Genomic DNA, 13465 nt, shown 5'->3' on the forward strand with positions numbered 1-13465 from the left:
CGATGACGATACCGCCATACGATCCGGGCGCTGCGGCAGCGAACGAGTTGCGCGTTGACTACTTTCTCGACGTGATCTGTCCATGGTGCTGGATCGGCCTTCGCAACCTGCGCAGCGCCTTGCACACCTTGCAGACGCAACAGCCGCAGCTTGACGTGAAACTGCTGTGGCACGCGAGTTCACTGCTGCCGCACATTCCGATGGACGGCGTGCCCTATCAGGCGTTCTACGATGCCCGCCTCGGCAGCCGCGAGGCGGTGCTTGCGCGCCGCGCGCAGGTGCAGGGCCACGCGGACACGGTGGGCATCCGGATCGCGTTCGATGCGATCGAGCGCTTTCCCAATTCGATGCTCGCCTGCGCGCTGGTCAACGCGGCGCAGGAGCAGTTGCATGCCGACGCGATGTTCGCGTTCCTGGAAAGCATCTACGACGCCTACTTCGTGCGCGGGCAGGATCTCGGCGACACCACGGTGCTCACGCAGCTTGCCGATGCACATGGCGTGACCGCGTCGCCCGAGGCCTTGCTGACCACCGGCATGCGCCAGGGCGCGCTGGCACCGGGCGGCGTGCCGCACTATGTGTTCAATCGCCGCATCCAGCGAACCGGAGCAGTGCCCGCGCCCGATTTGCTGGACGCGATGCAGGAAGCGCTGACCCACCGGGCAACAGCATGAAGAAAGCCTTTTCAAAATGACGAACTCCAACGCCTTGATCCTCGAGCCGACCGCGTCGGCCTACGCCTATCCGCTGCTGATCAAGCAGTTGCTGCTCAACGCCATGAGCCTGCACGGCGATCAGGAAATCACCTACCGTGGCGAGATGCGCTACAGGTTCCGCGATTTCCACCAGCGCATCGCGCAACTGGCGAACGCGTTGGGCGCGCTCGACGTGAAGCCCGGCACGACCGTGGCCGTCATGGACTGGGACAGCCATCGCTATCTCGAGTCGTACTTCGGCATCCCGATGATGGGCGCCACGCTGTTCACGGTGAATGTGCGGCTGTCTCCCGCGCAAATCCTCTACACGATGATCGATTCCGACGCCGAGGTGCTGCTCGTGCATACGGACTTCCTGCCCATCGTCGAACAGATCCGCGACCAGTTGCCGGGACTGCGCCACGTGGTGGTGCTGTCGGACGATGGCTCGGTGGCCGCCACCTCGCTTGCCCTTGCGGGCGAGTACGAGGCGCTGGTCACCAAGGCCGCGAGGCAGTACGACTTTGCCGATCTTGATGAGAACACCAAGGCCGTGACCTTCTACACCACCGGCACGACGGGTGACCCGAAGGGCGTGTGCTACAGCCACCGCCATATCGTGCTGCACGCCATGGCAACGGCGCTCAGCGTGTGTTCGCCCGGCGGCACCCAGCGCCTGTCCACCGCCGACGTCTACATGCCGATCACGCCCATGTTCCATGTGCTGGGCTGGGGCTTTCCCTACATCACCATCATGCTGGGCCTGCGCACCGTGCTGCCGGGGCGCTATGTGCCCGAGGTATTGCTCAGGTTGCGCGAGACGGAAAAGGTGACGTTCTCGCACTGCGTGCCGACGATCTTGCAGATGCTGGTGACCGGCGCCGAGAAGACCGGGCAGGACCTCAGCGGCTGGAAGGTCATCATCGGCGGATCGGCGCTGCCGCCGGGGCTTTGCAAGGCAGCGCTCGACAAGGGAATGGATGTGTTCGCGGGCTACGGAATGTCCGAAACCGGCCCCGTGGTGTCGCTTGCGCTCACCCCGACGCGCAGCGCTCCGGCAAGCGCCGAGGAGGATCTCAAGCTGCGCTGCTCCACGGGTCGTCCGTCGCTGATGGTGGACTTCCGCGTGGTGGACGAGGACATGCGGGACGTGCCGCGCGACGGCGTGACGCGCGGCGAGATCGTGTTGCGATCCCCGTCGCTGACACCGCTGTATTTCAAGAAGCCCGAGGCATCGGAGGAGCTCTGGCGCGGCGGCTATCTGCACACGCAGGACATTGCGGTGATGTTTCCGGATGGCGTGGTGCAGATCGTGGATCGACTCAAGGATGTCATCAAGACCGGCGGTGAATGGGTGTCGTCGATCGAGGTCGAAGGGCTCATCACGCAGGTGCCCGGCGTGCATGAAGCCGCCGTGATCGGCGTGCCCGACGAGAAGTGGGGCGAGCGTCCGATGGCCTTCGTGGTGACCTGGGCCGACGTGGAGGCGGCCACGGTGCGCGAGCATCTGCTTGATCACGTGCGGGCCAGGCGGCTGAGCGCCTATGCCGTGCCCGAGATCGAGCGCATTCGCTTCGTGAAGGAAATTCCCAAGACCAGCGTCGGCAAGGTCAACAAGAAACAGCTTCGCGCCGCGCCGCCCGAAGCCGCGTAACTCAAGGGATTCCTGCGAGCGACTCGCGTAGGGCCTGCCGGTGAGCGATCCGGCAGGCTCTTTTTTTGGCCAATTTGGGGCCATGTCATGGGAATCCCCTAGTGGCGCAAATAGAGAAATCAATGGCGTCAAAAGCGGAAATAAAAAAACGCCTCGACATGACACTGCCATTCACGTTGCAACGTCGATAGCCAAAAAATTGGAACAAACGTTGAACGCATTGCGGACGAAAGCAGATCCGCAAGACCCCACGAATGAATTCAGGAGACAACTTGAAAACACAACAACATCACTGGATGGGCCGGTTGGGCGCCTTCGCCTTCGCCTTCGCCCTTGCCGTGGCCGCGTTGCCGGCGGGTGCGCAAAGCCGCGTGACCATCACGGGCTCCATGGACGTTGGCATTCTCAGCATGTCCAACTACAGCAAGGGCATCGGCTACCTGCCGACCACCACCGCATACGAAGGCTCCGACGTGCGTGTGAAGGACGGCGGCCTTGGCTCCAGCAACCTGGGTTTCAAGGGAGTCGAAGACCTTGGTGGCGGCCTCAAGGCCACATTCCACGTGCAGGGCAATCTGAATCTCGCCAATGGAAATGCGGGCGGCCCGAATTCAAGCGCGACGACGTCGCAGTTCAACCAGATGTCGACCGTCGGCCTTGCAGGCGGTTTTGGCGAGATCAAACTGGGTCGCCAGTTCTCTCCCGCGGCTTGGGCGATGATGCATACCGACGTGCGCGGCATGCGCTATTTCGGCTCCGCGCTCACGGCGCTGGTGTCCATGAATGCGGCGAGCAAGTCGTGGATCGGTAATAACTCCAACGTCGCGTTTGGAACCATCTACGACGACAACACCATTGTCTACACCACACCGGTGTGGAACAACCTGAAGCTCGACTTTGCGTACTCGTTCGGCGAAGGCGGTGGCAAGGCCCATTCGCAGCAGGCCGTGACCGCGCTCTACACCAAGGACGGACTCAAGCTCTCTGCCCTGTATTACAACGGATACGGCAACAACTACGGCACGGCGCTGGCGCTCTATACCGCCGCAGCCAAGGGCGACGCGGCGGCGGGCGCGCGGGCAGCGGCAGCGTCAGGTTTCTCGCCCACCGCGAACACCAACCGGCTGTATTCGCTCGGTGCGCTCTACAACTGGGGTGCCTACACGGTGGGCGGGCAGTACTACGCGGCGCGCAACCCATCGCATGCCGTGATGCCCGGCGGGTCCGACAGCCTGGACATGATGAATGTCGGGGTCGGCTGGAAGCCCACGGCGCAGATCAACCTGCTGGCAGGCTACTACTACGTCAAGGACAACAAGAACGCGGGCCACAAGTCAACGCAACTGGTGGTGGGCGCGGAATACATGCTTTCCAAGCGTACCTGGTTGTATCTGCAAGGCGCGCACGTGACCAACAAGGGCGACAACATGGCAATGAGCCCGATGTATGCAACGCCGGTCGCGGCCGACAAGAACGTGCATGCGGTTATGACGGGCGTGCGTCACACGTTCTGACAGCACTTCATCGTGCTGCTTCGCACAATCCGGAAATGAACCATCATGCCGTCAGTGCTGCCTTGATGAGGCAGCCGGGCGAATGGTCTGAATCCCCAACGGGATGGAGCTTTCAATGATTACCACGAGCGCAAACGACGACACGAACGCACGCACGGACTACAGCGTCAGTCGTGCCCGGGCATGGTTTGGTTTTGCAATGATCTTTCTGCTGATGATGTCGGACTACATCGACCGGCAGATCATTGTTTCGCTTTTCCCGCATTTGAAGGAGGAGTGGGGCCTGTCCGATAAGCAGCTCGGGGGACTGGTTTCGGTGATCTCGGTCGTCGTCGCGCTCGGCAGCATTCCCGTGGCCATGCTGGCCGACCGCTTTGGCCGGGTGAAAAGCATTTTCGTGATGGCGTCGATCTGGAGCTGCGCCACCATCGCCTGCATGTTCGCGCGCAGCTATGGACAGTTGTTTGCGGCGCGTGCCGTCGTGGGTCTGGGCGAGACGGGCTATGGCTCGGTCGGCTCGGCGCTCATCAGCGCGCTCTTTCCCAAGCGCCTGCATGCCACGCTGCTGGGCGCGTTCTTCGGCGCAAGTTCGGTGGGGGCGGTGCTTGGCGTAGTGCTCGGCGGCGTGATTGCCGATCATTGGGGATGGCGTGCCGCATTTGGCGCGGTGGGATTCCCGGGAATGATCATGGCGCTGCTGTTTCTGCTGGTGCCGGACTACAAGAATGTGATTGTGAAGATCGCACCCACCGTGGACAGCGGCGGACCCGGGGCGCATCTTTCGCGCATGTTCAAGACGCTGAGCCGTGGCCCGACGATGTGGGTTCTCTGCATTGCAGGCTCGTTCCAGATGATCGTGGTGTCGGCCATGTGGTCGTGGATGCCCAGCTTCTTCAACCGTTACCACGGCATGCCGACGGCCACTGCCGCCAAGTACGCAGCCGTGCTGGTGCTGATGGGTGCGTTCGGCGCGCTGTTCTGGGGCTGGGTCGCAGATCGCGTTGGCCGACAGCGCGGCGCCAACAAGCTGTTGTTGCTCAGCATGACAACGGTGCTCACGGCGTTGCTGTTCATCACCGCCTTCACGGCCCCGATGGGCCAGACCGCCCAATTCATCCTGATCCTGGCCGGTGGGTCGATGATGACCTGCACCGTCGGTGTCTCGGTCAGCGCGATTCTGGACGTGACGCATCCGGGCCTGCGTTCCACCGGCGCCGCCGTGCATGCCTTTGCGATCAACCTGTTCGGCCTGGCCGTGGGGCCATTCCTTGGCGGTGTCATCTCCGACCATTGGGGCTTGCAGACCGCCCTCTCGGTGATTCCGGCGGCGGGCTTTCTGGCATCGATCTTTTACTGGAGGGCGTCGCGCTCCTATGAGGCGGACGCGCGTATGGCGGCGGAACTGGTACGCGGCGCCGAGGTGCAAGCCGCCGCGCAAAGGGATGTCGACCTTGGCAATCTTCCGAAGGCGCAAGCTTGAAGCTTGACTGACTCGTTCAACCGGTTGTGAATGAAAGAAGCGCCGCAGTTTGATCTGCGGCGCTTTTTTTCTGAGGAAGGATGGACTTTGAACCGCGCTACCCTAGCAGCATCGGCGCGCCAATGCCGCTAATGTTTGGACCGTGCGGGCTCCTCAAGCCACCTTGCGCAGAAAGCCTTGCTGGGCGCCGTTGCGATTGGGCGCGAAGCCGTTCTTTTCAAGCGATTCTTCGACCGTGTCGTAGAACACGCCGATCTGACACATTTCGCGGGCCTGCTGCGGTGTGGCGATAGGGCGGCTGCACTCTTTGGAAATCCGCACGAGTTGTTCGATCTGCTCGACCGTGCCCATCTTTTTGGTGCGTGTCTGGTTCCAGAGGTTGTCTTCGGTGCCGCAACGCACATGCAGACCCATGGCGATGCCGATCATGTTGATCGGCAGCACATTGAGCACGGAGGCCTCGACGGTCAGGATCGCGCCATCCGGAACGGCACGCACGAAGTTGGCCAGGCTGTAGATGCTCGGCGCGTCCATGCCGCCGCCGATGGCCACCCAGTTCATCACCAGCGGACCCTTGTAGATGCCGCGTCGCATCAGGCGTTCCACGGATTCGAAGCTGTTGATGTTGTAGCACTGGAACGCGCTCTGGATGCCCGCCGCGGTCAGGCGGCGAATGTGTTCCTCGGCCCAGCCCGGCTGCGCGGGCACGGTCATTTCCTTGTAGGCGTTGAACACGGCAGGATCTTCCATCGACGTGCCCTTGATGTCACGCGCGTCGAACTGCTCGAGGATGTTCATCTGCGAGGTGTTGATCGTCACCGTCACCTGATCGGGCTTGGGATCGAGTTCGGCCAGCATGTGGCGCGTGTCGTCGGACAGCCACTTGGCGGCGGCGCCGTCGGTTTCGGGTGCGAAGCTGATCGAGCCGCCGACCTGAATGATCATCTCGGGAACGCGTGCGCGCACACCGGCGATCAACTCATTGAATTTGGACAGTCGCTTGCTGCCGCGACCGTCGAGTTCGCGCACGTGCAGGTGCAGTACCTGAGCGCCCGCGTTGTAGCAATCCACCGCCTTTTGAATCTGCTCTTCCATCGTTACGGCGATCTCGCCGGGGAAGTCGTCAGGCATCCACGATGGCGCGTAAGGCGCGGCGGTGATGATCAATGGTTGCTGGTTTTCGGGGAACAGGTGGCCGTCGAGGAAGTTCATGGTGTGCCTTTGTTTCAAAGTGGGAGCGCAATGGAAGAGGGCCCCTGGAGCGAAATGTAGGTACGCAGAAGGGAAAACGCTTGACCATTTGGGACACTGATTTATCCTGTCGGGACACCAAGGGAAAACCTCTATGACCGCCCTGATGCGCAGCGCAAGCCTCACTCACTACGCCGATCTCGCGGAGAGCGTGGGCCTTGTGCCGCATGAAATGCTGGCGGCGGTGGGCCTTCCGCGTTCGTGCTTTGACAGCACCGAGCTGCGCATACCGGCGGCGGCGGTGATGCGGCTCATGGAGCTTTCGGCCGAGATGTCGGGCGAAGAATCGTTCGGGCTGCGGCTCTCGGTCACGCGGCGGCTTTCATCCTTCGGGCTGGTCGGCATGCTTGCGCGCGACGAGCCGACCTTGCGGCAGGCGCTTGACACGCTCACGCGTTATCTCTATCTGCACAACGAGAGCCTGACAACGAAAATTCACGAATATGACGGCGTGGCCGTGATAGAGCAGTTGCTGCTGCCTTCCGTAGGTGCTGGCAGGCAATCGGTCGAGCTCGCGTTGGGCGCGCTCTATCACACGCTGTGCCTTGCGCTCGGCAAGGACTGGCAGCCGCGCAGCGTGAGCTTCATGCATCCGGCACCGGCGAGTCTTACCTGGCACCGCAGCATCCTCGGCGGCAATCTGCTGTTTTCGCAGGACTACAACGGCATCGCACTGGCCTCGTCCGACATGGACGCGGCGCTGCACTTTGCCGATCCCGCGATGCGCCAGCAAACGCGTCAACTCGCGCGCGAGGATCTGGCCGCGCACACCCTCAGGTTCCGCGACGAGGTCGAGCAACTCATCATCGCCTTGCTGCCCACCGGCCGTTGCAGCGCAGACCAGGTCGCGGCGCATCTCGGTGTCGACCGTCGCACGGTGCACCGCAGGTTGACGGCGCAGGGCACGACCTTCATCCAACTGCTCAACGAAATCAGGGCCGAGCAGGCACAGCGCCTGATGGGCTACGGTGACCGCACACTGACCGACGTTGCCGCGCAACTCGGGTTCAGCAGTCTGAGCGCGTTTTCGAGATGGCGGCAGGGGCGATGGACCGCCGCCCAGGCCACCCGGAATTCCGCTTCAATTCGCGGATGATGCGGCGTTCGGGCTGGACAAGGCCAATCTGCGCTGAGATTGACAAAGAACGCGTCGAGCGGCAACGCCTTTTGTTCGGCGTTTTCATCCCGGGGAAACGGGCATATAAAATTCCCGCCAGCGCCGCAGGCCCGTTCTCGCGCTCCGCGTGTGCTGACATTGCGTTTTTTTGCCCCTATCTTCAATCCCTGATGACTACATACAAAGAACTTCTGGCCCAGAAAGAGGCACTCGACAAGCAGATTGCCGACGCCATGAAAACCGAATCCAAGTCCGCGCTTGCCACCGTGCATGCGCTGATTGCCGAGTTCGGATTCACGGCCCAACAAGTGTTTCCCTGGAAGCCCGCCGGTGTGAAGGCCCCCGCCAAGTACCGCGATCCCGACAGCGGAGCCACGTGGAGTGGCCGTGGCAAGCCGCCAAAGTGGATTGCGGACAAGGACCGTGGGCAGTTCGAAATCCAGTGATGTGAGTGACGAACGAATCGCAGCCAGGCAGCCGAACGCTGTCTGGCTGCTTTTTTGTATCTGGCCCGCCGTCTGACGCTTGAATGAAGACGTCGTGGGAATGACGTTCATGTCACACGAAACACAGCTATTTCCAATACAGTATTCCAATGGATCAGCAATTCACACGTACGCTCAATCTCGCAGGCGCTTCGAACTTCCGCGACATCGGTGGCTACCAGGGCCAGGACGGGAAACTGGTTCGCTGGCGCCGGCTTTTTCGCTCCGATCATCTGGCGGCGCTGACCGAGCAGGACACGCTCGCGCTTGCGGACATCGGCGTGTCGCGCGCACTCGATTTTCGTGGTGATGCGGAGCGCGCCGCGCTGGCCTACGCGATTCCCAATGTGCGTTATCACGCGCTGTCGATCGAGCCGACGGTGGTGCAGCGCGCCAAGGAGATGGTGCTTGCGGGCGAACAGATGACCGCGCCGATTGCCGTGAGCCTGATGCAGGACACGTACCGCGCCTTCGTATCGCACAACGCACGCCAATATGCCGAGCTGTTCGAGCATCTGCTCGAAGACGACCGACCGCTGGTGTTTCATTGCACGGCGGGCAAGGACCGCACGGGTTTTGCGGCCGCGCTGATCCTGCTGTCGCTCGGTGTGCCGCGCCCGGTGGTCATGGAGGACTACCTGCTCACCAATGCGCTGTACCGCCGACCCGCCAGCTTCAACAACGGCGCGCCGGACGAGGTGCTCAATGTTCTCTGGCGCGTACAGGAAGATTTTCTCGAGGCGGCATTGCAGGCCGTGGATGCGGACCACGGCGGACTCGGGCAGTATCTCGAAAGGCAGTTGGGTGTCGGCGAAAAGGAACGTGCGCGGCTGGCCGAGCTGTACCTGACGGAGCCGGTGCACAAAAAATCATGAGGGCTCTGACCAGAGCCGAATATCCTGTGTGCATCTGAGGCATCCAAGAAAAAACCGGCACGAGGCCGGTTTTCTTTTGGATGCTTGAGCCGAGGTGATCAGGCCGCCGCGTCCTTGAGCTTCTTCAGCGCGCGGGTCTTGATCTTCACGGATGCCGGCTTGGCATCGAACCAGCGCTCTTCACCCGTGAACGGATCCTTGCCGAAACGCTTCTTCTTGGCAGGCACTTGCAGCACGCCGATCTTGAGCAGACCCGGCAGCGTGAATTCGCCAGCGCCCTTCTTGTGCACCGATGCCAGGATCGCGCTTTCGAGCGCAGTGAGCACAGCCTTCACGGCCTTGGGCTCGACCGAGCTGCTGGTGGCGAGGTGAGCGATCAGAGTGGACTTGTTGAACACGTCCTTGATCGGCTTCACGGCAGCCGGTGCAGCAGGAGCTGCCGCAGCCTTCTTTGCCGCAGGTGCAGCCTTCTTCGCTGCCGCTGTCGTCGTCTTCTTTGCTGCAGGTGCAGCCGAAGCCTTTTTCGCCGGAGCCGCCTTCTTCGCGGGCGCGCTCACTTTCTTTGCAGTTGCCATGATGATGTTGATTTGTATGTGTGTTGATTTCGAAATGCCGCCAGCGGTGCTGGTGCCGCATTCTAGGGCGAGATTTCGGGAGCATGCGCGGTGTGCGGGTTCAAATTCGTCCGAAAGCTGCATTCTGTAGCGGTTTTGCGGCGAAACAGCCACTTGAAACCGGCTCGATTCAGGTGAACTGCTGTTGACGTTAAGCTGTGAGGTGCGCGAGTATCTTTGTTCAAACATGTTCACGTTCACGCCAACGCATGGAGACACATCATGAGCGACAGCGACAACACACCCTTTGGTTTTGGGCGCTTTGTGCCAGGGTTCGATTTTCTGCAGAACCTTGCCAAGGGCGCTGCGACGGGCGTTTCATCGATGCCCGGACTGGCGAGCTGGGTAGCGCCCACGGTCAGCGTGGAAGAGCTTGAAAAGCGCATCAACGAATTGAAGTCCGTGCAGTTCTGGCTGGAGCAGAATTCGCGCGCGCTGGCGGCAACCGTGCAAGCGCTCGAAGTGCAGAAGATGACGCTGGCCACGCTGGAAAACATGAACGTGGCGATGGGTGATTTCGCGGGCGCCTTCGGCGCGCAGATGGCGGGCGCAGCGGGCCCGGGCAATGCCTCCAGGAGCACTCAGCCCAAGGCGGCAAAGTCTGCCGAGCCACCGGCGAGACCCGCTGCCGTGCATGAGCAGGAGCCACGGGAAGAGGCTGCGGATACGGGCGCTGATGCAGAGGCCACGTCGGCGATACCCGCAGCCGCGGCCTTCATGCCGGGTGCTGCGGGCATGGTCGATCCGGTGCAATGGTGGAGTTCGCTCACCAACCAGTTTCAACAGATCGCGGCCAATGCGATGCGTGATGTGTCCCAGCATGCGGCAAGCGCTCCCGCGATCAACCCGGCAGCGGGGCAGGCGTTGCGCAGGATGCATTCAAGGCAGCGTCCGACATGGCATCGCAATTTGCCGAGCGCAGCATGAAGGGCGCGCAGGAGATGACGCGTTCCGCAATGGCCGCGACCGCCAAGACGGCTGCCGCCAGGAAACCAGCCGCGAAAAAGGCGGCGCCTGCGAAGCGTGCCTCCGCACCGCCTGCGGCCGCCAAGCGCACCACCAAGCCAAAGACGGGCAGGTGAGAGCAGTCACTGCGTTGGCTTCCGGTCGGCAGTGATGCGCGACGGCAATCGCTGACGGACGATGACGAAGCTGTTTCCCTCCGGTCACGCCACCCATCCGCAATGGCGGATGGCGGCGGCTCTGGTGCTTGCGCAACTGCGCGCCCAGATGGCTTTGCCCGGATACGCACGCGAGCCTTCGCTCGGCCTGCTGTACATCACCGATCACTACGCCAACGACGCTGCACCGTTGCTGGAATTCATGACGCAGCAACTGCCGGACGTGAAGGCCTGGTGCGGAACCGTCGGCATTGGCGTCGCGGCCAGCAACGTCGAGTATTTCGACGAGCCCGCGCTCTCCGTATTGCTGTGCGACGTGCCACCAGCGCAGTGGCGTCTCTTCTCAGGCATCGCACCGCTGCCGCGCGTGGGCCATGGTTTTTTTTCGGCGCAGACGGCGCTCGTGCATGCGAACGAATTCACGCCCGATCTCGGCGACGTTCTTGAGGAGATGGCGCAGCGCACGAACACCGGCCATGTGTTTGGAGGCGTCACGGCAAGCCGTGGGCCCCAGGTGCAGTTTTCGCTCGATCTGCTGCGCCAGCACGCGCGGCCCGGCGATGACGATTCGGGAGTGTTCCAGGGCGGGCTTTCGGGCGTTGCGTTCGGACCGGAGGTGCAATGGATGTCGCGCGTCACGCAGGGCTGCCGGCCGATTGCGCCATGGGGCATGGTGACCGCTGCGCATGACAATCTGGTGCTGGAACTCGATGGCGTGCCGGCGCTCGACGCACTGCTCGAGACCCTGGGCGTCACGCTCGAAGGCGACACCCAGCCTGCGATACGTGCGGTGGGCGAGACCATGGTCGGCCTGCTCGAAGCCGGTTCGCACGAGCCGCACAGCACGGGACACTTTGGTGCCGAAACCCGCGTGCGGCATATCCTGGGACTCGACACCACGCGCCGCGGCGTGGCGCTCGCCGAACCGGTGGAGGTCGGCACGCTGCTCGCGTTCTGCCAGCGCCACGCAGGCAGCGCGCGTGCCGACCTGATGCGCATCTGCGCCGAAATTCGCGAGGAACTGGAGCCCGAGGAAAACGTCCTTCCGGTATCGGGCAGTACCGATCCCGAAAACATCGCCGCATACGAACAGACCACGCTCTCACGGCGCATTCTGGGCGCCATCTATGTGAGCGGATCGGAGCGCAGCGGCGAGTTCTTTGGCGGCAGCAACGCCGAGCTGCAGATCGTTCGACGCGCGCTCGGCGATGTGCCGCTGACGGGTTTCTTTGCGCGCGGAGAAATCGCCGCGCACCGCCTATATGGCTATGCCGGGGTGCTGACGGTTTTTGTCGGCAGCACGCAGTCCGGCGCTGAACCCTGACGATGCTGGCCGTCAGTTGCGATAGGGGTTGTCGGGGCGGCGATCATGGCGATTGGCCACGCCGTCGCCGTCACGATCCCAATTGCCGCGGTTGTAGTGCCAACGGTCCCCGCGTTGCTCCCAGCCCGGCTGGTGGTAGCTGTAGCCGGGACGCACGCGCACCCAGGTTCCGGGCACCCACACGTGACGCTGTCCGCGCCATTCCCAATGGCCCTGCGACCAGACCATGCCGCGACGCGGCGCAGGCACGCGTTCATAGCGCGGAGGCGGAGGGGCACCGTACTGCACCGGCATGAGGGCAGGATACGGGGTGCCGATCTGCACGTTGATCTGCGGGCCTGCATGCGCTGCATTGGCTGCAAATCCGAATGCTGCAGCGGCGATGCTGGCGGCGATGAGCGGTGTGCGAATCATGTGATGCTCCTTCCAAAAAAGTGGCTTGGTTTGTTTGCCACGATGGAGTGAATCATCTAACGCGCTTGTGAAGTTGGGCGCGCTGTAATTTGAGCGTTTGGCAAAGTATTGTGTTCAAGTGTTTCGCTGCGTGGGCCGGGTCTCCTGGATCGTCAACCGGGTGGCATTTATCTGCGATCACATCGCATTGGTGCGCCGCATCTGTCCGAAGACGGCGAACTCCCAACTGCGCATGCCCAGCACCAGCGTGTAGCCTTCCAGTTCACGCGCGGGCAGCTTCTGATCGGCCAGGTGCTGCTGCGAAAAGTCCTGCGCGAGCCGCTGCATGCGCTCGGTGAACGCCGGTGCGACCGCGCGGCTGATCGAGCCATGCACCAGCAGCATGCCTTCGCCGGGACCGTCGAAGCTCCCGGAAAAATAGTCGAGCACCGCATGCTCGCGAAAGAAATCCATCACCGCGCCGTGCGGACGCCAGCGGAAGGTCTTGGCGAGCTTGAGGCGGTAGCGGTTCAGTGGCCGAAGCTCGATGATGCCGATCCGGTCGAGCTGCGCGAGGTATTTGACGCCCTCGGCCTCGGTCAGGCGGTAGGTGCCCACGATCTGCTCCAGCGTCCACTGGCTGAGCACGCAGATCGCCATGAGCAGCAGTTTCTTGTCGGCAACCACGGCACGTTCCTGCTCGGGCGTGAGTTCCTTGAGAAGCGGCTGGTTGTCGGCAACGCGCCGCGCCAGATCGGCAAAATCGATACGCAGCGCACGGCAGATCGCGTCGATGCGCGTCAGCGGCATGTCGCCCCGGGCCAGCATGCGCTTGACGCTGGACTCGGCCATGTCGAGTTCCTTCGCCAGATCGGCATAGGTCATCTGCGCGGATTTGAGCTCTTTCTTCAGAGCGGTGATGAGGTCGGCGGTGGTGCTCAT

Annotated in this window: 14 protein-coding genes; 10 read left to right on the top strand and 4 right to left on the bottom strand. The window is 62.5% G+C overall.

The window, feature by feature from the left end:
- Positions 1-2 precede the first annotated feature (2 nt).
- The 4 genes from H9K75_RS15605 (at position 3) to H9K75_RS15620 (ending at position 5343) form a co-directional block, all read left to right on the top strand.
- Positions 3-674 (top strand): DsbA family oxidoreductase, encoded by a 672-nt coding sequence (locus H9K75_RS15605; protein WP_187723312.1) that lies wholly within the window; start codon positions 3-5, stop codon positions 672-674.
- Between the two features lie 16 nt (positions 675-690).
- On the top strand, positions 691-2349 hold the full coding sequence (locus tag H9K75_RS15610; protein ID WP_187723313.1) for a fatty acid--CoA ligase: 1659 nt from the start codon (positions 691-693) through the stop codon (positions 2347-2349).
- 272 nt (positions 2350-2621) lie between these two features.
- Complete coding sequence (locus tag H9K75_RS15615) at positions 2622-3863, top strand: porin (RefSeq protein ID WP_187723314.1); 1242 nt, start codon at positions 2622-2624, stop codon at positions 3861-3863.
- A 115-nt stretch (positions 3864-3978) separates the two neighbouring features.
- Positions 3979-5343: an MFS transporter gene (locus tag H9K75_RS15620; RefSeq protein ID WP_187723315.1), complete on the top strand. Its 1365-nt coding sequence runs from the start codon at positions 3979-3981 to the stop codon at positions 5341-5343.
- Between the two features lie 153 nt (positions 5344-5496).
- Here the strand turns inward: H9K75_RS15620 and H9K75_RS15625 are convergent, their stop codons facing one another.
- Complete coding sequence (locus H9K75_RS15625; RefSeq protein ID WP_187723316.1) at positions 5497-6555, bottom strand: BKACE family enzyme; 1059 nt, start codon at positions 6553-6555, stop codon at positions 5497-5499.
- A 133-nt stretch (positions 6556-6688) separates the two neighbouring features.
- Here H9K75_RS15625 and H9K75_RS15630 point away from each other — a divergent pair, with 133 nt between their 5' ends.
- The 3 genes from H9K75_RS15630 to H9K75_RS15640 all read left to right on the top strand — a co-directional run bounded on the left by H9K75_RS15630 (position 6689) and on the right by H9K75_RS15640 (position 9071).
- The gene (locus tag H9K75_RS15630) at positions 6689-7690 is read left to right on the top strand and encodes an AraC family transcriptional regulator (protein ID WP_187723317.1); all 1002 of its coding nucleotides are present in this window, start codon (positions 6689-6691) and stop codon (positions 7688-7690) included.
- Positions 7691-7881: 191 nt separating this feature from the next.
- Complete coding sequence (locus tag H9K75_RS15635; RefSeq protein WP_187723318.1) at positions 7882-8157, top strand: H-NS histone family protein; 276 nt, start codon at positions 7882-7884, stop codon at positions 8155-8157.
- A gap of 149 nt (positions 8158-8306) precedes the next feature.
- Positions 8307-9071 carry a tyrosine-protein phosphatase gene (locus tag H9K75_RS15640; RefSeq protein WP_187723319.1) on the top strand — a complete coding sequence of 255 codons (765 nt, stop codon included), beginning with the start codon at positions 8307-8309 and terminating at the stop codon, positions 9069-9071.
- 98 nt (positions 9072-9169) lie between these two features.
- On the opposite strand, the gene H9K75_RS15645 is transcribed toward H9K75_RS15640, so the two are convergent.
- Entirely contained in the window at positions 9170-9646 is a 477-nt protein-coding gene (locus H9K75_RS15645; protein ID WP_187723320.1) for an HU family DNA-binding protein, read from the bottom strand.
- Positions 9647-9907: 261 nt separating this feature from the next.
- On the opposite strand from H9K75_RS15645, the gene H9K75_RS15650 reads away from it, so the two are divergent.
- The 3 genes from H9K75_RS15650 (at position 9908) to H9K75_RS15655 (ending at position 12130) form a co-directional block, all read left to right on the top strand.
- A complete protein-coding gene (locus H9K75_RS15650) occupies positions 9908-10612 on the top strand; it encodes a PhaM family polyhydroxyalkanoate granule multifunctional regulatory protein (RefSeq protein WP_319016831.1) in 705 nt (234 codons plus the stop codon).
- The gene (locus H9K75_RS25235; RefSeq protein ID WP_319016832.1) at positions 10582-10767 is read left to right on the top strand and encodes a hypothetical protein; all 186 of its coding nucleotides are present in this window, start codon (positions 10582-10584) and stop codon (positions 10765-10767) included. Before H9K75_RS15650 ends, H9K75_RS25235 begins: the two co-directional genes overlap by 31 nt.
- A gap of 61 nt (positions 10768-10828) precedes the next feature.
- On the top strand, positions 10829-12130 hold the full coding sequence (locus H9K75_RS15655) for an FIST signal transduction protein (RefSeq protein WP_187723321.1): 1302 nt from the start codon (positions 10829-10831) through the stop codon (positions 12128-12130).
- A gap of 12 nt (positions 12131-12142) precedes the next feature.
- Here the strand turns inward: H9K75_RS15655 and H9K75_RS15660 are convergent, their stop codons facing one another.
- Complete coding sequence (locus H9K75_RS15660) at positions 12143-12544, bottom strand: YXWGXW repeat-containing protein (protein WP_187723322.1); 402 nt, start codon at positions 12542-12544, stop codon at positions 12143-12145.
- A gap of 177 nt (positions 12545-12721) precedes the next feature.
- Entirely contained in the window at positions 12722-13465 is a 744-nt protein-coding gene (locus H9K75_RS15665; RefSeq protein WP_187723323.1) for a helix-turn-helix domain-containing protein, read from the bottom strand.

Origin of the sequence: Diaphorobacter aerolatus, assembly GCF_014489535.1 — a bacterium.
GTDB classification, from domain to species: domain Bacteria; phylum Pseudomonadota; class Gammaproteobacteria; order Burkholderiales; family Burkholderiaceae_C; genus Diaphorobacter_A; species Diaphorobacter_A aerolatus.